At 73.8% G+C, this 20345-nt stretch carries 18 protein-coding genes; 13 read left to right on the forward strand and 5 right to left on the reverse strand.

The annotated features are described in order from the left end of the window. Positions 1–162 precede the first annotated feature (162 nt). Positions 163–927: a TrmH family RNA methyltransferase gene (locus ACLIRP_RS05060; protein ID WP_412062872.1), complete on the forward strand. Its 765-nt coding sequence runs from the start codon at positions 163–165 to the stop codon at positions 925–927. A 67-nt stretch (positions 928–994) separates the two neighbouring features. Beyond that, positions 995–3007: a tetratricopeptide repeat protein gene (locus ACLIRP_RS05065; RefSeq protein WP_412062873.1), complete on the forward strand. Its 2013-nt coding sequence runs from the start codon at positions 995–997 to the stop codon at positions 3005–3007. A 58-nt stretch (positions 3008–3065) separates the two neighbouring features. Here ACLIRP_RS05065 and ACLIRP_RS05070 read toward each other — a convergent pair whose 3' ends face one another. Then, positions 3066–3542 carry a DUF4864 domain-containing protein gene (locus ACLIRP_RS05070; protein ID WP_412062874.1) on the reverse strand — a complete coding sequence of 159 codons (477 nt, stop codon included), beginning with the start codon at positions 3540–3542 and terminating at the stop codon, positions 3066–3068. Between the two features lie 101 nt (positions 3543–3643). Between ACLIRP_RS05070 and ACLIRP_RS05075 the strand changes: the two genes are divergently transcribed. The 5 genes from ACLIRP_RS05075 (at position 3644) to ACLIRP_RS05095 (ending at position 8832) form a co-directional block, all read left to right on the forward strand. Next, positions 3644–4864, forward strand: coding sequence for an alanine dehydrogenase (locus ACLIRP_RS05075; RefSeq protein ID WP_412062875.1), 1221 nt, complete (start codon positions 3644–3646; stop codon positions 4862–4864). A 101-nt stretch (positions 4865–4965) separates the two neighbouring features. Continuing rightward, positions 4966–6063: an alanine racemase gene (alr, locus tag ACLIRP_RS05080; RefSeq protein ID WP_412062876.1), complete on the forward strand. Its 1098-nt coding sequence runs from the start codon at positions 4966–4968 to the stop codon at positions 6061–6063. Between the two features lie 116 nt (positions 6064–6179). Continuing rightward, positions 6180–6884 (forward strand): winged helix-turn-helix domain-containing protein, encoded by a 705-nt coding sequence (locus ACLIRP_RS05085; protein WP_412062877.1) that lies wholly within the window; start codon positions 6180–6182, stop codon positions 6882–6884. Positions 6885–6958: 74 nt separating this feature from the next. Further along, positions 6959–8452, forward strand: a complete 1494-nt coding sequence (locus ACLIRP_RS05090) for an ATP-binding protein (RefSeq protein ID WP_412062878.1) — start codon at positions 6959–6961, stop codon at positions 8450–8452. Beyond that, positions 8449–8832 (forward strand): BLUF domain-containing protein, encoded by a 384-nt coding sequence (locus ACLIRP_RS05095; protein ID WP_412062879.1) that lies wholly within the window; start codon positions 8449–8451, stop codon positions 8830–8832. Before ACLIRP_RS05090 ends, ACLIRP_RS05095 begins: the two co-directional genes overlap by 4 nt. Here ACLIRP_RS05095 and lhgO read toward each other — a convergent pair. From lhgO to ACLIRP_RS05110, 3 genes are read right to left on the reverse strand one after another with little or no spacing between them, the layout of a single operon-like run. After that, positions 8829–10037, reverse strand: coding sequence for an L-2-hydroxyglutarate oxidase (gene lhgO, locus ACLIRP_RS05100; protein WP_412062880.1), 1209 nt, complete (start codon positions 10035–10037; stop codon positions 8829–8831). The two genes, ACLIRP_RS05095 and lhgO, sit on opposite strands and share 4 nt — an antisense overlap. Further along, a complete protein-coding gene (locus tag ACLIRP_RS05105) occupies positions 10037–11479 on the reverse strand; it encodes a T9SS type A sorting domain-containing protein (RefSeq protein WP_412062881.1) in 1443 nt (480 codons plus the stop codon). Before ACLIRP_RS05105 ends, lhgO begins: the two co-directional genes overlap by 1 nt. Further along, complete coding sequence (locus ACLIRP_RS05110; protein ID WP_412062882.1) at positions 11479–12054, reverse strand: hypothetical protein; 576 nt, start codon at positions 12052–12054, stop codon at positions 11479–11481. Before ACLIRP_RS05110 ends, ACLIRP_RS05105 begins: the two co-directional genes overlap by 1 nt. 132 nt (positions 12055–12186) lie before the next feature. Between ACLIRP_RS05110 and ACLIRP_RS05115 the strand changes: the two genes are divergently transcribed. From ACLIRP_RS05115 to ACLIRP_RS05140, 6 genes are all read left to right on the forward strand, one after another. Further along, a complete protein-coding gene (locus tag ACLIRP_RS05115; RefSeq protein ID WP_412062883.1) occupies positions 12187–15234 on the forward strand; it encodes a thiamine pyrophosphate-dependent enzyme in 3048 nt (1015 codons plus the stop codon). Positions 15235–15417: 183 nt separating this feature from the next. Then, complete coding sequence (locus ACLIRP_RS05120; RefSeq protein ID WP_412062884.1) at positions 15418–15939, forward strand: hypothetical protein; 522 nt, start codon at positions 15418–15420, stop codon at positions 15937–15939. 3 nt (positions 15940–15942) lie between these two features. Then, a complete protein-coding gene (locus ACLIRP_RS05125; protein ID WP_412062885.1) occupies positions 15943–16509 on the forward strand; it encodes a hypothetical protein in 567 nt (188 codons plus the stop codon). Position 16510: 1 nt separating this feature from the next. Continuing rightward, complete coding sequence (locus ACLIRP_RS05130) at positions 16511–18115, forward strand: hypothetical protein (protein WP_412062886.1); 1605 nt, start codon at positions 16511–16513, stop codon at positions 18113–18115. A 17-nt stretch (positions 18116–18132) separates the two neighbouring features. Beyond that, on the forward strand, positions 18133–18870 hold the full coding sequence (locus tag ACLIRP_RS05135) for a DUF1573 domain-containing protein (RefSeq protein WP_412062887.1): 738 nt from the start codon (positions 18133–18135) through the stop codon (positions 18868–18870). A gap of 30 nt (positions 18871–18900) precedes the next feature. After that, entirely contained in the window at positions 18901–19710 is an 810-nt protein-coding gene (locus tag ACLIRP_RS05140; RefSeq protein ID WP_412062888.1) for a DUF547 domain-containing protein, read from the forward strand. On the opposite strand, the gene ACLIRP_RS05145 is transcribed toward ACLIRP_RS05140, so the two are convergent. After that, positions 19707–20276 carry a hypothetical protein gene (locus tag ACLIRP_RS05145; protein WP_412062889.1) on the reverse strand — a complete coding sequence of 190 codons (570 nt, stop codon included), beginning with the start codon at positions 20274–20276 and terminating at the stop codon, positions 19707–19709. The genes ACLIRP_RS05140 and ACLIRP_RS05145 overlap by 4 nt on opposite strands. Positions 20277–20345: the final 69 nt, after the last annotated feature.

A 20345-nucleotide genomic window follows, 5' to 3' on the forward strand; every position in this document is an offset into this window, starting at 1 on the left:
GGTAGGCGCGCCGGGTGTGGGAGCCGTCGCCGAAAGCGCTTCCGACGGCCGCTCGGCGGCCAAGCTAGGCCGCCGTTCGTGAAGCGCCGCGGAAGCTGGGCCCCGGACGCGAGAACCCGGCCGCTCCCGACCGAGTCTCCGCAGCCCACCCGCCCGCCCGCCGTGACACGCCAGCAACTCAAAGACGCCGCCGCCCTCGCCCGTGCCAAGGGGCGCCGCGGCCAGGGCCGGTTTCTGGTCGAGGGCGTCCGCTCGGTCGAGGCCGCCGTGGCCGCGGGCGCCCCGCTCGTGGCCGTGCTCGCGACCGAGGCCGCCCTCGCGACCGAGCGCGTCGCCGCGCTGGCGGGCCGGGTTGAGGTGACGCCGGTCGCGGCGCGCGACCTCGAGCGCGTCGGCGACGCCCGGTCGTCGCAAGGGGTGCTGGCGGTCGCCGCGTCGGTGACGACGGACGCGCTGCCGGACGCGCCGGGCCCCGTGCTTTTGCTCGACGGCGTGCAGGACCCCGGGAACGTCGGCGCGCTCGTCCGCACCGCCGCGTGGTTCGGCGTCGGGACGGTCGTCGCGGACGCGCCCTCGGCCGACTTCGAGAGCCCCAAGGCCGTGCGGGCGTCGATGGGCGGGCTGTGGGACGTCACGCTCGTCCGCGTCCCGTCGCTGGCGCCGACGCTCGACGCGCTGATGGCGGCGGGAACGGACTGCTGGGGCGCCGACCTGGGCGGCACCGACGCAGGGGGGTGGTCGCCAGGCCCCGACGCCGCGCTCGTGATGGGCAGCGAGGCGCACGGCTTGTCTGATGAGGTCGCCGCCCGCGTTCGGGCGTCGGGCGGCCTCGTCCACATCGGCCGGCCCGGTGCGGGGGCGGGCGTCGAGTCGCTCAACGTGGCCGTCGCCGGGGGCGTCCTTCTGGCGCGCTGGCTCGGGCGCTGACCCTGGGCACGTCGGATCGGACGCCCGTGTCGGGCGTATCAAAGGGACCTCGCAATCCCTGGGTCCGATGCGTCTGCTTTCAACGCTCATCGCGCTCGCAGTCGTCGCCGCTGTCCCTGCGCGCGCCCAGGCAACGCCCGACCGGCCCATCGACCGGGCCCGGTCGCTCCTGGCGTCCGGCGACACGGTGGCCGCGTACGGCGTGGTTCAGGCCGCCGTCCGTGAGACGCCGCGGGACCCAGACCTTCGCCGTCTCCAGATCCGGCTCCGGCTGGCGGGGCAGGGGACGCGCGGGATGGCGTTCGGGATGAGGTCGGCGCACGTCGCCGAGGCGGCCCGATTCCTGATCCGCGAGGTGCCCGACGACACGCTCGCGCTGGCCGTGCTGATGGACGACGCCGTCCTGACGGCGGCCCGCTGGCACGACCGCGTCTGGCGCGGCTCGCCCAATACCGAAGTGGGGACGTTCATGGACGAGGTCGAGATCCGGGCTCGGATGAGCGCCAGCTACTTCGACCTCGACGCCTGGAACGAGATCGTCCCGCTCCTCGACCAGTCGGTGTACGCCCGCCGGGCTCATGAGCAGGCCGTCCGTCACATCGCGACGTGGCTCGCCGTCGATCCCGCCGCGCCGCGCCCCCACCGCGCCGCCGTCACGCTCGCGGCCGTCACGCGGCAGTGGGACGCGGCGCTCGTGCTCGCGTCCCGGTACCGCGCGGAGACGGGCGCTCCCGAGGCCGACCTGCTGGCGGGGCTCGCCCTCTTCCGCCTCGGCCGGTTCGAGGAGGCGGCTGGGGCGGTCGACGCTGGGCTCGCACGGTTGCCGCCCGCCGAGCGGGGTCGCCATGAGAACATCCGTCGCCTGCTTCCCACGGACCGGCGCGCCGCCTACGACGCCGACCCCGCCGCGGCCACGGCCGCGTTCTGGGCGACCGCCGACCCCCGCCTGCTGACGGCGTTCAACGAGCGGCGCGTCGAGCACGTCGCCCGAGTCGTCGAGGCGGACCTGCTGCTGGGCGCGGGTCCGTCGGGCGCACTCCGACCCGGCGAGGCCCGGGGTGCCGACACCGCCGACGGTCAGATCTGGGTCCGCTACGGACGTCCTCCGGTCAGCCGGTCCTACCGCGTCGGCGGAGCCAACCCCGTGGCCTACCGGGTGTGGGACTACGACGGCTTCCGGTTCGTCTTCGAGGACCTCGACTTTAGCGGCGAGTTCCGGACCTTCAGCCCGCCCGCCGGCGCCTTCGCTGGCCCCGGTTCGCGCGCGGCCAACGACGACTACGTGCTCCAGGAGCGCGAGATGGCGCGGTCCGACCCGCAGCGGTCTCAGGTGGTGTTCGCACAACCGCTCGAGGTGTCGGCGCTCGTGTCCCGCTTCCGGGCGCCCGGCGGCGGGGTCGAGGCCGTCGTCGCGTGGGGTGTCCCGAGTGTCGGCCGCGTCCGCTCGGGCGCGTTCGCCATCGCCAGCGGAGCGGTCGTCGACCGGGCGGTCATGGAGGGCACCGGTCGCGGACCCGTCACACGCGTCGGCTGCGACCCGGTCCGCACCCAGGCCGCGACGCTCCGGATGCCTGGCTCGGGCGCGGTCCGCGTCGAGGTGGACGCCGGGGTCGCGGGCGGGGCCGCGACCGTCGCTGTCGCCCCGCTGGCGGAGGGCTTCGGCGTCAGCGACCTGCTGCTCGCACGGTCCGTCGACGAGGACGGGCGGGGGCCGGTCGCCCGGGACGGACTGGGGATTGTGCCGGCCTCCCGGGCCGTTTTCGCCGTCGGCGACCCGGTGTACGTCGTCGTCGAGGCGTACGGGCTGGCGCTGGCCGAGGGGCGGACCCGGTACTCGGTCGAGGCCATGCTGCGGCCCGCCGACCGACGCGGCGGCTTGCTCGGCCGAGTATTCGGGAGGGGCCAGGGTCGGGGCGTCGCGGTCCGCACCGAGGGCGAGGGCGACCGGCCCGACGAGACGGTCGCGTTCTTCGTCGACATCCGCGACCAGCGCCCCGGCGCGTACACCCTGTCGGTGACGATCCGCGACGAGGCCACGGGGGCGGCCGCCGCGAGCGACCGCTCGATCGTCTTGGAATAGGTCGGACTAGGGTGTGGGCGGGTCGTGACTCCGACGTCACTCTGTCCGACGTCCCCTGCTAGATCCGCGTTTGCCCGTCGGCCACTGGCTCTCGCCGCTCGACGCCGTCGGTCAGCCAGCACCCGTCGCAGGCGCCGCCCTGCTGGCGCGAGAGCGCGAACACGTAGACCGCGCGGCGCCCGTCGGCGTGCCCGAGCGCGACCCGGAGCGCGGCGCGGTCGCCCTCGACGACGACCCGGCCGTAGTCGGCGGACGTCGCGTCGATCATGTCCCGGTAGACCGGGCCCTTCACCATCTGCGTAAACCGCTCGAGGGGTCCCGTCGCCGCGCGGTTGCCGGGCGAGGCGAACCGGAAGGCCGTCGCGATCCCGGCGTCCGGCGTCGGCGTGTCGTTCGCGCCCAGTGCCTCCACCTGGATACGGACCACCTCTTCGGCCGTCAGGTCGGGCGACGGCTGTGGGTCGTTGGGCCCGGCCGCCAGCAGGACGACCGCGGCGGTGCCGACGAGGGCGAGGACGACGGAGAGCGCGTGCATCGGACGAGAGGCCGGGGTGGTGGGGGACGACTCAGGATTCCGGGAGGGTCCCGGGCACAGCGGGTTCAGGCAGCACCCGAGCCGGGCGGGTAGCTTGCGGCATGGAGATCCCCGCCATCCAGGGCCTCAAGGTCGACCCCGGCCTGCTGCCCCTCGAAAAGCCCGCCGCCATCGGCCACCGCGGCGAGCGCATCTGCGTCGGCGTGCCTAGCGAGGCCGGCAACGACGAGCGCCGCGTGTCGCTGGCGCCCTACGCCGCCGCCCTGCTCGTCGCCGCGGGCCACGAGGTCGTCATCGAGGCCGGCGCCGGAGCCGACGCCCAGTTCCTCGATTCGCAGTACGCCGACGCCGGGTGCCGCGTGGTCGACACGCCGGCCGAGGTCTACGGCAACTGCGACCTGATCGCCAAGGTGTTCCCGCCGCGCGGCGACGAGCTCGACCTCATGCGCGAGCGCCAGGTCCTCATCTCGGCCCTGCACCTCGGCGGCCTGGAGTCGGAGACGCTGCGCCGCTTGATGGAGCTCCGCGTCACGGGGATCGGCTTCGAGTTCATCTCCGACGCCGACGGCACGCTGCCGATCGTCCGGATGATGCACGAGATCTCGGGCTCGATGGCGGTCCAGACCGCCGCGCGGCTGCTCGAGTCGTCCGAGGGCGGGCGGGGCGTCATGCTGGGCGGCATCTCGGGCGTCCCGCCGTCGACGGTCGTCATCCTGGGCGCGGGCGTCATCGGCGAGTGGGCGGCGCGGACGGCCATCGGCTTCGGCGCGCACACGATCGTGCTCGACACCGACTTGCCCGCGCTCCGCGCCATCGAGCACGTGCTCGACCGCCGCGTGACGACGGCGATGGCGAACCCGACGTACGTCGAGAGCGCCGTCAAAAACGCCGACGTCGTGATCGGCGCGGCGATGGCGATCGGCCAGCGGTCGCCCGTCGTGGTGACCGAGGAGATGGTGGCCTCGATGCGGCCCGGCTCGGTCGTCGTGGACCTGGTCATCGACCAGGGCGGCTGCGTCGAGACCTCGCGCCCGACGACGCCCGACGAGCCGACGTTCGTCGCGCACGGCGTCGTCCACCACTGCGTGCCGAACCTGCCCAGCGCCGTCGCCCGGACGGGCTCGTACGCGTTGTCGAACGCGCTCACGCCTTACTTGCTGGAGATCGGCGAGGCGGGCAGCATCAACGACGCGCTGTGGTCGAACGTCTCGCTCCGGACCGGCGCCTACGTGTACCGCCGGCACCTCACGAAAAAGAGCCTGGCGTCGATGTTCGGGATGCCGCACCGGGACATCGAGCTGCTCATCGCCAGCGGGATCTAGGCGTCAGCAGGGGAGAGGCGCCTCGCGGGATGTTCCTCGGATCCGCTGGCGTCCGGCGTCGGCGGGCGGGACCTTCCAGCCTCCCGCATCCCCATCCTTCTGTGATCCCCGTCGCGCTCCGAGCCGAGGTCGACCTCGACGCCATCCGTCACAACGCCCGCACGCTCGGCGTCGCGGGCGCGATGGCCGTCGTCAAGGCGGATGCGTACGGGCACGGGGCCGTGCCCGTCGCGCGAGCGCTCGTCGACGAGGGCGTCGAGTGGCTGGCGGTTGCGACCGTCCCCGAGGCCGAGGCGTTGCGCGACGCGGGCGTCTCCACCCGGATTCTCGTCTTCGCCGCACCGCTCCCCGAGTTTCTGCCCGCGTACGAGCGCCTGGGCTTGGACGCCGTCGTGTCGTCGCCCGAGGTGGCCGCCGCCGTGATGGCGCGGGCGGCGCCCGTCCCGGTCCACGTCAAGGTCGACACCGGGATGCACCGGATCGGGCTGGCGCCCGCGACGGCCGCCGAGACGGTGCGCCAGCTGCGCGCGGCGGGCGTCGAGGTGGCCGCGCTGTGGACCCACTTCTCGATGGCCGACGCGCCGGACCCGTCGGCGTCGTTCCTGCAGATCCGCCGGTTCGACGGCGTCCTGCGCGAGCTCGGCGCCGACGCCCCGCCCCTCGTCCACCTCGCGAACGGCCCAGCCCACGTGCGCTTCCCGCCCGTCGCCTCGGGCCCCGCGCTGCACCGCCTCGGCGGCGTGCTCTACGGCCTGCGGACGGGCGTCCTGCCCGAGATCGACACGACGGACCTGCGCCCGGCGATGCGGCTCGTCGCCCGCGTCGTCCACCTCCAGACCGTCCCGGCCGGCGAGTCCGTCAGCTACGGCGAGACGTGGACGGCCCCGCGCCCGACGCGGGTCGCCACGCTCGCCGTCGGCTACGCGGACGGCCTGCCGCGCGCGCTGTCGAACGTGGGGCACGTCGGCATCGGCGGGGGAAGGGCGCCGATCGTCGGGCGCATCTGCATGGACGTGACGATGGTCGACGTCGACGGGCTCGACGTGGCCGTCGGCGACGACGCCGTGGTGTTCGGGCCTGGCGGCCCAACGGCCGAGGCCGCCGCGACGGCAGCTGGCACGATCGTCTACGAGCTGACGGCCGGGTTGACGGCGCGCGTACCCCGCGTGTATCGCCGTACGGGCGGCTCCGAGGGCTGAGACACTGCGCCAGCGGTCATCTTCACAATCGCAGAACCCCGCGTCCGCGTCCGGGTATATCGAGCGCGGCCCGCGAGATAGCGGCCGTCCCTTCACCCGCCCACGCACTCCGCATTATGGCTACCTCGACCCCGCAGGAGATCACCATCCTCGTCGTCGACGACGAAGAGGACGTCGTCGAGATCATCTCCCACTTCCTCCGCGAGGAGGGCTACAACGTCCTCACCGCCTACGACGCCGACGAGGCGCTCTCGAAGGCGAGCCCGGACGTCGACGCCATCTTGCTCGACGTGATGCTCCCCGGCATGAGCGGGTTCGAGATCGCCAAGCGCTTGCGCGGCCGCGTCGAGACGGAGACGATCCCGATCATCATGATGACGGCCAAGACCGAGGAGTCGGACCAGCTCCAGGGCCTGGAGAACGCCAACCAGTACCTGACCAAGCCGGTCAGCCCCAAGGTCGTGCTCGCCAACATCCGTGCGGTCCTGCGCCGGACGGGGACCGAGGAGAGCAAGACGCTCTCGGTCGCCGGCCTGACGATCTACGAGGACGAGTACCGCGCCACGCTCGACGGCGACGACTTGGGCCTGACGCTCACCGAGTTCGAGCTCCTCCGCTACCTCGTCCGCCACCCGCGCAAGGCGTTCACGCGCCAGCAGCTGCTCGAGACGATCTGGAAGGACGCCATGATGGTCACCGAGCGGACCGTCGACGCGCACATCAAGAACCTCCGCGAGAAGCTGGGCGACTTTGCCCGCCACATCCAGACGGTCCGCGGCGTCGGCTACCGCTTCGTCGAGGAAGCCGAGCAAGAGGCATAGAGACGGCGTGAGGGATGGGGGAGGGGCGGCCCCGGCTGCCTCCCCCTCGGCCCCGCATCCCGCACCCTCCCCCTATGCGCTGGCGCAACGTCCGCGAGTTGGTCTACCCCCGTCGGGCTTCTACCCAGACGTGGATGATGCTGACGTTCGCGCTCTTCGTGGGCGTGGCCGTCGTCGGCGTCGGGCTGTACTCGTTCCTGATCCTGCAGGGCCAGGTCCGCGACGCGGCGCGCGACACCCTGCGCGAGGAGGCGACCCGGTTCGCCATCCAGCTCGAAGCGCAGCCCGACCGGGCCTCGCTCATCGAGCTGGCCCGGCAGCTGGCGGAGGTGACCGAGATCCAGGTGGCCGTGGCCACCGACACCGACCTCATCGCCGACTTCGGGCCGACGGACCGAGCCCTCGACGCGACCGAGTTTTTCGCGCTCGAGGAGGTGACGGAGGCGCGCGCCGCCCAAGACCGCGTGGGCTTTGCCGAGCGGTCGGGCCCCGACGGGCAGGAGCGCCTGTTCGTCGCCCTGGGCCGGCCCGACACCGGGCTGCTGGTCCGCCTGGGCGAGCCGGTGCCGATGCTGCTCCGCGCCATCCAGTCGCTCCAGGCCGCGCTCGCCATCGGCATGGTGCTGGCGCTTCTGACGGCGCTGCTGGGCGCGTGGACGGCGGCCCGCCAAGTGACGCGGCCGCTCAAGGCCATCACCCGGAGCGCCCAGAAGATCAACGAGGGCGACCTCGACGGCCGCATCACCGTTCGGACGCGGGCCGCCGAGTTCCAGGACCTGGCCCGGTCGCTCAACCACATGGCCCAGCGGTTCCGCTCGGACATCATGGAGCTGCAGCGCATGCAGCGGGTCCAGAACGAGTTTATCGGCAACGTGTCGCACGAGGTGAAGAACCCCATCTTCGCCGTCTTCGGCTACCTGGAGGCGCTCGGCTCGGACTCGCTCCCACCCGAGCAACGCAAACGCTACGCGCAGAAGGGGCTCTTCAACCTGCAGCGCCTCAACAGCCTGTTCTCGGACTTGATCGAGATCGCCAAGCTGGAGTACCGCGAGGACCAGATCCGGTCGACCCGGTTCGACCTCCAGGACCTGATCCACGAGGTCGGTGAGATGCTCGAGCCGAAGGCCGAGGCCAAGGGGCTCGACCTCAGCTACGACAACGACCCGCTCGAGGTCGTCGCCGACCGCGGCCGCCTGCGGCAGGTGCTGACGAACCTGATCGACAACGCCATCGCGTACTCGGACGAGGGCTCGGTCCGCTGCCGGATGCGGCGCCACCTCGACACCGCGCGCGTCGAGGTCTCCGACACCGGGCGCGGGATCCCCGAGGACCACCTCGACCGCATCTTCGAGCGGTTCTACCGCGTCGACGCCGCGCGCTCGCGCAAGGAAGGCGGGACGGGGCTGGGCCTCGCGATCGTCAAGCAGATCATCGAGGCGCACGGGGCGGCCATCCACGTCGAGAGCACCAAGGGGCGCGGGACGCGGTTCTGGTTCGACCTCCCGCTGGCGGGCGCCCCCGGCGGGGACGGGGCGCTCTCCGAAGCCGAACGCGCCGAGCTGGCATGAGCGACGACCTCTACGCCCTCGTCTACACCTCCGAGGCCGTCAGCCCCTTTTCGGACGACGAGTTGGAGGCGCTGCTGCATGACGCTCGCGCCTACAACCTCGGCCTGGGCGTGACGGGGTTTCTGGCCTACGAGGACGCCACGGCCGACCGCCCCGGGACGTTCGTTCAGCGTCTCGAAGGGACGCGCCAGGCGGTCCGCAACGTGTTCGACGACCGGATCGCGGACTCGACGCGCCACACGAACGTCGAGGTCAAGATGGAAGGGCCGATCGCGTCACGAACCTTCGCCGACTGGACGATGGCCTTCCAGCGGCGCACCGACCACGAGGTGGAGGGGTTCGACGCCCTCGTCGAGCGCTTGGGCCCGCCGCCGGCCTAAGCGGTCGGCGGGAGCTTCGCGAGTACCCGCGCCGCGACGTGCTCGCCGATCGTCAGCGACGCCGTCGCCGCCGGGCTCGGGGCGTTGATCACGTGGACCGCGCGCGCGGTCTCCTCGATCACGAAGTCGTCGGCGAGCGTCCCGTCGGGGTGGAGGGCCTGGGCGCGGACGCCGGACGGACCGCGAGAGAGATCCGCCAGCTCGATGTCGGGCACCAGGCGCCGCGCGGCGTGCCAGAACGCCCGCAGGCTCAGCGACCGGCCCAACTCGGCGACGCCCATCGAAAGGTGCCGACGCGCCAGCCGGCGGAAGGCCGGCGACCCCAGCGTCTCGCCGAGGTCCGCCGGTCGGACGTCGCGCAGGCGGTAGCCGTCGCGCGCGAACGCCAGCGCCGCGCTCGGCCCGGCGTCGACCGTCCCGTCGACGCGGCGCGTGAGGTGGACGCCCAGAAACGGGAAGGCGGGGTCGGGGACGGGGTAGATGAGGCCGCGCACCATCTCAGCCGCTTGTGGGCGGAGGAGGGCATATTCGCCCCGGAAGGACACGAGCTGGACCGACGGCTCGGCGCCGAAGAGCCGCGCGACGCGGTCGGCCCACAGCCCGGCACACGTCACGAGGGCTCGCGCCTCGACGTCGCCCGCCGTCGTCTCGACGACGACGCCCCCGGCCGTCTCGCGCCCGCCGACGACGGCCGCGCCGGTCCACACGACGGCGCCCGCGTCTGCGAGCCGCTCCGCCAGCCGGACGGCGACGGCCGAGAAGTCGGCGACGGCTGTCGCGGGCACCCACAGCCCGGCGACCGCGCGGACGTGGGGCTCGTGCGCGCGGACGCCCTCGCCCTCGAGGCGCTCGGCCGTGACGCCGTTTGCGGCCGCGCGCTCGGCGAGGGCGTCCAGGCGCGGCACCTCGTCGGGCGTGACCGCGACGATCGTCTTTCCGGAGCGCACCACGGGCAGCCCTTCGGCGTCGCAGAACGCCTCCAGCGCCGCCTTCCCGGCCCGGCAGAACGAGGCCTTGTCACTTCCGGGTCGGTAGTACACGCCCGCGTGGAGGACGCCCGAATTGCGCCCGCTCTGGTGGGCGGCGACGCGGTCCTCTTTTTCGAGGACGAGCACGCGCAGGCCCGGCCGCCCCGCCAGCGCCGCGCGTGCGACGGCCAGCCCGACGAGGCCGCCGCCGACGACGGCGAGGTCGACGCGCGTCACTAGCGCACCAGCACCACGCGCGTGGTGCCCTGCACGCTCGCGCCTCGGAGGCGGATCACGTACGTGCCCGCCGGGAGCGTCCGGCCGTCGACGAGCAGCGAGGTCCACGCGCCGCCCGCTGCGACGCCCTCGAACAGGACCTGCACGCGGCGGCCCGTGAGGTCGTACAGCTCGGCCGTCACCGGCTCCGTCGTCGCGACGCGGAAGCGGGCGGTCGTGGTGCGCTGGAACGGGTTCGGGCGGGCGGCCTCGAACTCGACGCCCGACGCCTCGGGCGCGGCCGACACCTCGAACCCGATCGGCACGAGCATCGGGCCCACCACGTCGCACTCGAACGGGGCGCCGGCGGTGTGGAGCGCACCCGAGCGGATCCAGAAGACGGTGTCCTCATTCACGACCGACTCGCCGTCGAGGAACGGCTCGTACGCGAAGGCGCACCCGCCCGACGAGACCGTCGCCCCGTCCTCGATCTCGTCGACCTTGTAGCGGAGCACGAGCGCGTCGATCTTCGAGAACGGGTCCGCGAGCAGGCGGCGGTCGGCGTCGCCGGGGCGGATCTCGTACCCGATGCCGCTGGCGCCGTCGACGACGCTCCAGTAGGTGGCGTCGGACGTCCCGCCGAGCACGCGGGCGGCCTCCTGGGTGAACGGCTGGTCGCCTCCGGCGCCGTGCTCCGTGATGACGTCGTCGGTGGCCGTGCCGTCGAGGTCGAAGTCGAGGCGCCAGTAGGCGTGGTGGCGGTGGGCGGTGGCGGTGCAGACGGCGTCGGCGGCGGCGAACGAGAACTCGGGCCAGATGCGGCCGTCCTCGTAGAAGTGCCACTTCATGCGGTAGCGGTACCACCCGGCCTCGGTGTGGCCCGTCAGCACGAGCTCGCTGCCGTAGTCCTCGACCGAGATGCCCTCGAAGTCGCCCACGTCGCCGCCCGGCGACGGGTTGCCGGGGTCCTCGTTCGCCTCGCACGACGTCCGGACGGCGCCCGGCGCCGAGACGGCGATGCCCGACCGGATGTCCGCCCGCTGCCCGTTGACGACCGGGCGCGGCGTCACGAGCCCGCAGTCGCTCGCGAGCACGGCGTCGGCGCTCAACTCGATGGGTGCCTCGTCGGTCATCCAGTCGCGGAAGCAGCCGCAGCCGCCCGCGTCGTACTCGACGTTGAGGATCGGGACGCTCGCGCGGGCCAGGACCAGGCGGCCCCGGTAGCGCACGTCGCGCAGCTCGAGCCCCGCGCTGTTGACGGTCGTCCGGTTGGCCGGGCGGTACACGTCGAACTCCCACACGGGGTCGTCGGCGGGCCACGCGATGTGGCCGTTCGGGACGGTCGGGGCCGGGGCCCCGTCGTTGTAGCCGCCGTTCGTGGCGCAGCTCGGCTCGGTGAGCTCGATCTGGGCGCTGGCGCCGGCCGCGAGCGCGAGGGCGAAGACGAGGGGGAGCGTGCGCATCAGAGTCGCGACTGGCGGCGGGCGGCGGGGTGGGCGAGGTTGCTGTCGGCCTGGGGGTCCGCGTCGGCGTCGAGGACGGTCAGCGTCCGGAGGTCGACGATCGCGTAGCGGATCCGCCGGGCGGGCTCGCCGGGCGCGGTCTCGAACACGTCGACGGTGACGCACCGGCCGCCCGGGCCGCAGGCGTGGCCGGCCTCGCGGACGAGGGGGAAGCCGCCCTCGACGCGGACCGGGCCCCCCGCGCGCGCGATGCGGGGGGCGATGTCGGGGTGCGCGGCCACGAGCGCGCGCGCGCGCGCGAGCTCCTGGGGCGTCGGCCCGGCGGTGCTCACCGGGCTGACCCGGCGCGACAGCACGCGCCCGCCGCCGTCGACCATCTCGTCGACGTACTCGCCTCGAACGGGGTGGTACGTCACCGTCCGCGTGACCCGGTCGCGCCGGCCGTCGTCGGTCTTCACCGAGTCGGTCGAGGTGAAGAGGACGCGCGGGGCGTCGGCGCGCAGGGCGGCCTGGGCGCCGACGGGGGCGGCCAGGGCCAGCAACGCGAACGCGGCGATCGAGCGGGAGAGGGCCATCGCAAGGGGGGACGGGGCGCCGGAAGGTAGGGTGCGCGCGAGCCAGCACCCAATGAGGCGACGGAACGAGACGCGAAGGAGGCCCCCGCCCGGGGGCGGGCCCGTCCGAAAGCGGTTCCGGGCCCTCGTATCTTGCCGCCCCTTCCTCTGGCGTGCATCCAGCCGCACGCCGAGGCGTTCGCCCGACTGTTCCCCACGACCGTTCTCATGGCCAGCGACCGCCCCGACTCGTCCGACGACGCCCGCCCGCGCTTTACCACGCGCACCTACCTCTTGCCCGACGACGAGCCCGGCGACGGCGCGCCGACGGACGCCGCCTTCGGGACCGGCGACATCGACGACGATGCGCTCGACGCCATCGTCCAGGACGTCGAGCCCGGCGACGCGGCGGCCTTCGTGTGGCCGACGGACGTCGGCGAGGCCCTCCCGGGCGCCGACTCGGAGCCGGCGGCGGACGACGGGAGCGCGGCGATGTGGGACCCGGAGCCCGCGGCCCCGGCTCAGCCGGCCCCGATCGCGGCCCCGCTGGAGTCCTTCGACGAGCCGTTGACGATGGACGCCTCGGAGTTTATGCCGCCGTCCGACCCCTTCGGCGCGAGCGACCCCGAGGCGGCGGACCTCCCGGCCCCGCCCCCGGAGGGCACCGCGCCCGCCGCCGAGGCGGCCGGTGCCGAGACGGACGCCCCGGGCGACCACGAGGCGGGGGTCCGGGACGCCATCGCGTCCGCCGGGGCCTCCGTGCTCGGCGCGCTCGCGGACGTCGTGGAGCCTGAGCCGGCCGAGGAGCCGGCCGGGACCGCGCCGGCGCCCGACAAGCCCGCGGACCCGTTCGCGGCCACCGACCTCGACGAGCCGGCCGCCGAGCCCGAGTCCGCGGCCGAGCCCCCGGCCCCGATGCCGACCGTCTCGCTCGGCGACCTCTACGACCCGGCGTTTGCCCTCCCCGACGAGCCCGCTGCCGCCCCCCCTGACCCCCCCGACTCTACTGTGACCAACGACGACACCGCTGTGGCCCCCGCCGACCTCGCCACCCAGGACCCGGAAACCCCAGACGCCGTGACGGAGGCCGTCGACGACGCCTTCGATGTGGAGACCGATGCCGACAAGGCCGGGGCCGCCGAGGCCATCGAGATCGAGGGCGACCTCGACGTCCCGCTCCTGGGGCCGGACGACTTCTCCAAGGACGAGCTCCGCGACGTGCTCCGCACGATGATGACCTCGCGCAAGCTCGACGAGAAGATGCTGACGCTGCTCAAGCAGGGGAAGGGCTACTTCCACATCGGCTCGTCGGGCCACGAGGCCAGCCAGGCGGCCGTCGGGCGCGAGTTCGAGGGCGGCAAAGACTGGTTCTGCTTCTACTACCGCGACCTCGCCACGGCGCTGAGCGTCGGCGTGACGCCCGCCGAGATCTTCCGCGCCCACTACGGCAAGGCGAGCGACCCGTTCGGCGGCGGGCGCCAGATGCCGGAGCACTTCGGCCACCGCGAGCTCAACATCATGTCGACCTCGTCGTCGGTCGGGGCGCAGTACGTGCCGGCCGTCGGGTTCGCGCTCGCGGTCGCCCGGGAGGACGACGCCGAGGCCGGGCCGACGCGGGCCGTCTACGCCTCCGGCGGCGAGGGCTCGACGAGCCAGGGCGCCTTCCACGAGGCGCTCAACTGGGCCGCGCGCGAGACGTTGCCGGTCCTCTTCCACATCCAGGACAACAAGTTCGCGATCTCGGTCCCCGTCGCCGAGCAGACGGCAGGCGGCTCGATCTGGCACTTGCTGGGCGGGTACTCCGGCCTGAAGCGCGTCCGCTACGACGGGACCGACTTTTTCCAGTCGGCCTCGGTCGCGCGCGCCGCGATGGCCCACATCCGGGCCGGGCTCGGGCCGGTCGCCCTCCACGCGGACCTCGTCCGCCTCCTGCCGCACTCGTCGTCGGACGACCACCGCAAGTACCGCGAGGACTCGGCGATCGCCGCCGACGCCGCGCGCGACCCGATCCCGACCTTCGTCCGCCAGCTGACGGAGGCCGGCGTGATGACCGACGACGAGGTCGACGCGCTCCGCGCCGAGGTGGCCGCCGAGATCGACCGGCTGGCCAAGGAGATCGAGAAGGAGGCCGACCCCGACCCGGCCACGGCGACCGACCACGTGTACTACGACGGCCCCGACGCCCGCGAGTACGAGGCCGACGGCGAGGCCGGCGACTTGGTCGTGATGGTCGACGCCATCAACCACGCGCTCGACGAGGAGCTCACGCGCGACCCCAAGGTGCTGGTCTACGGCGAGGACGTCGGCGGCGGCAAGGGCGGCGTGTTCACGGCGACGCGCGGGCTGGCGGCCAAGCACGGCCGGGACCGGTGCTTCAACAGCCCGCTCGCGGAGCACTCCATCGTGGGGAGCGCCGTCGGGCTGGCGTGCGCCGGCTACAAGCCGGTCGTCGAGATCCAGTTTGCCGACTACATCTGGCCGGCGATGCAGCAGATCCGCAACCAGGTGGCCTCGATGCGCTACCGCTCGAACGGCGAGTGGGCGTGCCCGATGGTGCTCCGCGTGCCGGCGGGCGGCTACATCCACGGCGGCCTGTGCCACAGCCAGAACGTCGAGGCCATCTTCGGCCACTTCCCGGGCTTGCACGTCGTGATGCCCTCGAACGCGGCCGACGCCAAGGGCCTGCTCAAGGCGGCCATTCGGGGCGAGGACCCCGTCCTGTTCCTGGAGCACAAGGCGCTCTACCGCCAGGGCCCGGCGCGCCGCCCCGAGCCCCACGCCGACTACCTCGTCCCGCTCGGCAAGGCGGCCGTCACGCGGGAGGGCACCGACCTCACGATCGTGACGTGGGGCGCGATCGTCTACAAGGCGCTCAACGTGGCCAAGGCGCTGGAGAAGGAGGGCATCTCCGTCGAGGTGGTCGACGTCCGCTCGTTCCTGCCGTTCGACACGGAGACCGTGCTGGCGTCCGCCCGCAAGACGGGCCGCGTGCTCGTCGCCTACGAGGACCACGAGTTCATGGGCTTCGGCGCCGAGATCGCCGCCCAGATCTCCGACGCGGCCTTCGGCGCGCTCGACGCGCCCGTCAAGCGGGTCGCGGGCGCGTTCTCCTCGATCCCCTACGCCGACGTGCTCGAATCGGAGGTGCTCCCCCAGGACGACGACGTGCTGGCGGCAGCGCGCGAGGTGCTTAGTTTTTAGACGCTAAGGGAAGAAACGGAATCGCCGCCGGGGGGGTGCCCCCGGCGGCTGGCGGGCCCCCGGCGTGCACGTCGCCTGTGGGGAATGGGGCCGTGACGAACGGGAGGGGGTATTGCGCCGGGCGCGTCAAACCGACGGGTTGGACAGGTGTGTGCGGGCCGCACGGGAGCCCCGCGCCACCCCATGAGCCAAACGCTGTTCGCCGTCTTCGCGCTCGCGCTCCTGTCGTTCCTGATGCTGGGCACGCTGGGCGACCGGAACGACACCCAGGCCGACCGCCTCGAGACGATCGTCGCCGACCACGCCCGGGCGCACGCCTCGGGCGTCATCGACCGCGCGATGCGGTTGCCGTTCGACGGCAACGACGGCCCGCGCACCCTGCCCGGCGCGTTCGGGATCCCGGCCTACCTCCCTATCCCGGCCGTGCTGGACTCGGCCTGGGCCCATCACGTCGGCGACCTCGACGACCTCGACAGGCTGAGCGGCCGGGCCGTGACGCTCGTCGGGGACCCGGTATCGGGGGCCGACCGGCCGCTCGTGCTCGACACCCAGATCGCGGTCCATTACGTCGCTCCGACGGCCGGCGGGTGGGCGGTGACCTCCGACACGACCGGCCAGAAGCGCGTCGTGGTCCGGACCTCGCACGCCGACACTGGCACCGAGGTCGAGCTCCAGCGCATCGTCTCCGACCTCCGCACCCGCTGACCCATGCACTGGTTCGATCACTTGTCGTCGGTCGTCGTCGCCGGAGGGGCCGTGCTCCTCGGCGCGGCGCTGCTGTGGGTGCGGGCGGACGTGGCCACCTCGGGCACGCGCCTGTTCGCGGCCCAGACGCACCACCGGTCGTTTACCGAGCAGCTCGCGCTCGACCTCGACAACCTGGGCGTGCAGCGGCCCGTCGGGGCCCCGGCGATCGTCGAGGCGTCGCCGACGCGGCTGGCGTTCCACGGCCTGGCCGACACGCTCGGGACGCCCGCCATCATCGCCTACGAGATGGGCCCCGCCGCCGCCGACGGCACGCGCGACATGCGCCGGACCGTCGACGGCGACACGCACGGCGGGACGCACGGCGTCACCGTCTTCGACGTGACGTTGCTCGACGGCGCCGACGCGCCGACGGCGGACCCCGCGGCGGCGGTCGCGGTGCAGGTCCGCGTCGAACGGCTGACGCCTTTCCAGAACGCCTCCGCCGCCGCGCTCCCCGGGGCGACCCCCGACCCCCGCGTGGGCTGGACGACGACCGTCCGCCCGCTCGCCCTCCGCTACACCTACTGACATGGGACGTGCTCTCCTGCTGATCGTCGCCGGCCTCAGCGTCGCCGGCTCCGCGTACGCCGTGCTCGGCTCGGACACCCAGACCGAGTCGGCCCGCCGCCAGGCCTCCTCCCAAGAGATCACGCTGGCCCGCCAGGCCGCCCAGAGCGGCCTCGAGGTCGGCCTCGGCGCGCTCGCCGCCGACTTCGACGCACGGCCCTCGGCGGACCGCCAGCCGCTCGATGCCTCGGGCGCCCACGGGACGTACTCCTTGGAGACGACGGACACGGCCCAGGCCACCGTCGGCATCGAGGCGCGGGGCTACGTCGGGGCCGCGGAGCACGTCGTGACGGCCGAGGTGCTGGAGCTTCTTCCGATCGGGGCCGCGCTGACGGTGCAGGCCGAGGGCGTGAAGCTCGAGCTCAAGGACAACGGCCACATCGACGGCACCGACCGCCGCGCGGGCGCCCTCGACCACCAGGCCGGGCCGGCCGGCGGCAACGCCGGGGTCCGCGTCTCGGCGGCCGACGTGGCCGTCGAGTGGAAGGGGGCGGGGACGGCGAACGTGACGGGGGACCCGGCCACGTCGACGGGCCCGACGCCGCGCGTGGTCCGAGAGATCGTCGAGGCCGCGCTGGCGGCCGGTCCGACGATCACGGCGGCCACCTACACCCTCAAGAAGGACCAGGTCGGCACGCCGCTGGCGCCAGTCGTGGTCCATGCGACCGACAAGGCAGCGCTCCAGGAGGGCGCCGTCGGCTACGGCCTGCTCATCGTCGACGGCGACTTCAAGATGGAGAAGGACGCCCGGTGGGAGGGGCTCATCGTGGTCCGCGCCGAGTCCGCCGACAAGCGCAAGGTGGAGCTCAAGGACGACGCCGAGATCGTCGGGGCGCTCGTGCTGCTCGGGGCGGAGTACACGTCCGAGTCGGGCGGCGGGGAGGGCTTCCCCGGCGGCCACATGGACCTCGACATCTTCGAGGGGGCCGGCGCCCCGCTCGACCGGAGCTACCACCAGCACGAGTGGGACGACCGCTACGACCTCACCTACATCGACTTTTTCACCGCGCCCGACATCGGGCCCTCGTTCCAGGACTTCCTAGCCGCGAACGCCCACAAGACCCTGACCGTCCGGTTCGACAACGCCTTCAACTCGGCGGGGACGTACACCATCACCCAGGGCGCGACGTCGGCGGCCGGGCGGACCGAGGACGGGTTCACCGGGGCCGTCGACATGGGCGCGCTCACGGCGTTCCGCGTCTCCTTCGACGCGCTGTGCTCGCTCCGAGGCACCTCGCCCGGACGCGTCAAGGACGACGGGTCGAACCGCGACCGGTCCTTCACGGTCCGCTTTTTCGACGGCCCGACGCTGGTCTACGCCGTCTCGGCGTACGAGCACGCCAAGGAGCTGCGCGACGGGGACCCGTTGTGCGCCACGTCGGGGACCGGGACCGGGACCCCGGCCGAGGACACCGCCGTGTACGGGCGGTTCGAGGTGAAGGTCGAAAACCGCGCGGCGGTCTCGTACTCCGAGGAGGCCGCCGGGCGCATCGGGCGGGCGCTCTCCGTCGCCCGCGACCAGACCCGCAAGCTGCCCCTCATCATCCGGTCCGTCCCGACCGAGTAGGGCGCTAGCTTCCCGACATGACACGCCGCCTCCTCCCGCTCGCCGCCCTCCTCGCGCTCCTGAGCGCCCCCGCCAGCGCCCAGGGCCGGCTGGCGTTCGAGGCCGCGACGGCCGACCTCGGCCGGTTCGCCGAGACCGGCGGGCCGGTCACCCACACGTTCCGGTTCACGAACGCCGGCGACGCGCCGCTGCGGCTGGTCGCCGTCGAGGCCTCGTGCGGCTGCACCACGCCGTCGTGGACGCAGGAACCGGTGGCGCCGGGCGCCTCGGGCGCCGTCGAGGTGGCGTACGACCCCGCGGGGCGTCCCGGCGACTTCGAGAAAACCGTGTTCGTGCGCGCCGAGGGCGCCGAGCCGGCGGCGGTGACGCTGCGGATCGCGGGCGTCGTCCGGCCCGCGCTGGGGGAGACGGGCGTGCGTGTCGGGGCGCTCGCGTTCCGCGCGACGACGGTCGACGTGGGCGAGGTCCGCGAGGGCGAGCCGTTCCAGGCCGCCGTCCAGTTTGCGAACGCGGGCGAGCGGCCGGTGCGCATCGAGCGCGTCGAGGCGCCGGCCGGTGTCGACGTGGTCGTCCCGCCGCGCGCCGTGTTTCCCGACAAGCTGGGCGGGCTGTTCGTGACGGTCGACGCCCCCGCCGCGTTCGCCGACGGCGCCTCGGTTCGCGTCCCGCTCGTGCTGCACACGACGGACCCCGACGCGCCCGAGATCACCGTCACGGTGCAGGCTCGGCTGGCGCCCGCGCTCGCCGGCGAGTAAGACTGCGCGCCGTCGCGGCGTTGAGCGGGCATGACCCGCCTCCTGTGCCTCGCCGTCCTCCTCGCGCCTGCCGCACTCGCGCAGCCCGCCGTCGAGGCGCCGCTCGACCGGGCGCTCGCGGCCGTGGGATCGGACGGCCGCGTCGACTACGCCCGGCTGGCAGGGCCGCTGAAGGGCGACCTCGACGCCGCGCTCGCGGCCGTCGCCGCCCAGGCGCCCGGGGCGCTGCGGTCGGACGCGCAGAAGACCGCGTTCCTGGTCAACGCCTACAACGCGCACGTGCTGGCGGGGCTCGCAGGCCGGCCGGCTGCGCGCCACATCGAGCGGGAGGGGTTGTTCGACGAGCTGTTCGAGACGCCGGTCCGCGTCGCCGGGCTGGCGATGACGCTGAACCAGCTGGAGCACGGCGTCCTGCGCCGGCAGGGCACCGTGGACGGCCGCGCCGTGCCGCGCGCCCTGCTCGCCCTGCGCCCGAGCCGCCTCGACGTCCGCATCCACGCCGCGCTGAACTGCGGGGCCGTCTCGTGCCCGCCGCTCGCGCGCCGCGCGTACCGGGCGGCCACGCTCGACGCCGACCTGGACCGGCCGTTCGCGGCGTTCATGGCCTCGCCGCGGGCCGCGCGTGGCGACGGCGGCACCCTCGTCCTGTCGTCGCTCTTCGACTGGTTCGCCGCCGACTTCGCGGATGGCCGCCGGCTCGGGGACGCCCTGCTGGCAGCGATGCCTGCAGCTCGCGCGACGGCCGCTCGGGAGTGGCTGGCGGGGAAGACGGCGGAGCAGCTCCGGGCGGATCGCCGCGTCCGGTTCGCCTACGACTGGACGGTGAACCGGGCCCGCTAGCGGCCGGTCGCCTTGTCGAAGGCCTCCGCGAGCCGCTCGGCCGCGTCGGCGTCGACGCTCTCGAGGAGGGGGCGGCCGTCGGTCTTGGCGGACGCGAACGGGGAGGGCTCGCCGTCGGCCATCTCGATCACCAGCCGCCCGCCGTCGACGCGCACGTCGCGGACGTCGGCGAGGGGGACGCTGACGGCGGTGCGTAGACCCTCAGCGACGGCGCCGGTGATGGTGCGCGCGAGGTCGGCGCCGAAGCCCTCCTCGTCGCCGATCTCGTCGTCCATCTCGTCGGCGATCTCGCGCTGGAGGCTGGGCGTGAGGCGCGAGTAGAGGACGGCGTCGGTGATGCCGATCGCGATGGCGCCGTCGCGGGTGGTGACCTCGTCGACGGGCGTGCCGGGGAGGTCGGCGGAGAGCTCGATGCCGTCGATGGAGGCGCCCGCGTCGGCGCGGGCCTGGTCGACGGCCTCGCGGGCGGTGTCCCCGCTGGAGCGGGGCAGGCTGTCGTCGTCGGAGTCGGCGGCGTCGCCGCAGGCGGCGAGGGCGAGGGCGGCGAGGAAAAGGAGGGGGCGCATCGGGGTTGGGAGACAGGTGGCGGGCGTACGTGTACGGGCTGGCGAGTTGCGCGGGGCCGGGCTTGCGAG

The organism is Rubrivirga halophila, assembly GCF_046845755.1.
In the GTDB taxonomy this organism is placed as follows: Bacteria; Bacteroidota; Rhodothermia; order Rhodothermales; family Rubricoccaceae; genus Rubrivirga.

Coding starts and splice junctions, on each gene's coding strand:
- ACLIRP_RS05075 (WP_412062875.1), top strand. CDS start 3,644: ATGGAGATCCCCGCCATCCAGGGCCTCAAGGTCGACCCCGGCCTGCTG.
- ACLIRP_RS05070 (WP_412062874.1), bottom strand. CDS start 3,542: ATGCACGCGCTCTCCGTCGTCCTCGCCCTCGTCGGCACCGCCGCGGTC.
- ACLIRP_RS05130 (WP_412062886.1), top strand. CDS start 16,511: ATGGGACGTGCTCTCCTGCTGATCGTCGCCGGCCTCAGCGTCGCCGGC.
- ACLIRP_RS05110 (WP_412062882.1), bottom strand. CDS start 12,054: ATGGCCCTCTCCCGCTCGATCGCCGCGTTCGCGTTGCTGGCCCTGGCC.
- ACLIRP_RS05125 (WP_412062885.1), top strand. CDS start 15,943: ATGCACTGGTTCGATCACTTGTCGTCGGTCGTCGTCGCCGGAGGGGCC.
- ACLIRP_RS05095 (WP_412062879.1), top strand. CDS start 8,449: ATGAGCGACGACCTCTACGCCCTCGTCTACACCTCCGAGGCCGTCAGC.
- ACLIRP_RS05140 (WP_412062888.1), top strand. CDS start 18,901: ATGACCCGCCTCCTGTGCCTCGCCGTCCTCCTCGCGCCTGCCGCACTC.
- ACLIRP_RS05065 (WP_412062873.1), top strand. CDS start 995: ATGCGTCTGCTTTCAACGCTCATCGCGCTCGCAGTCGTCGCCGCTGTC.
- ACLIRP_RS05085 (WP_412062877.1), top strand. CDS start 6,180: ATGGCTACCTCGACCCCGCAGGAGATCACCATCCTCGTCGTCGACGAC.
- ACLIRP_RS05145 (WP_412062889.1), bottom strand. CDS start 20,276: ATGCGCCCCCTCCTTTTCCTCGCCGCCCTCGCCCTCGCCGCCTGCGGC.
- ACLIRP_RS05120 (WP_412062884.1), top strand. CDS start 15,418: ATGAGCCAAACGCTGTTCGCCGTCTTCGCGCTCGCGCTCCTGTCGTTC.
- ACLIRP_RS05135 (WP_412062887.1), top strand. CDS start 18,133: ATGACACGCCGCCTCCTCCCGCTCGCCGCCCTCCTCGCGCTCCTGAGC.
- ACLIRP_RS05105 (WP_412062881.1), bottom strand. CDS start 11,479: ATGCGCACGCTCCCCCTCGTCTTCGCCCTCGCGCTCGCGGCCGGCGCC.
- ACLIRP_RS05090 (WP_412062878.1), top strand. CDS start 6,959: ATGCGCTGGCGCAACGTCCGCGAGTTGGTCTACCCCCGTCGGGCTTCT.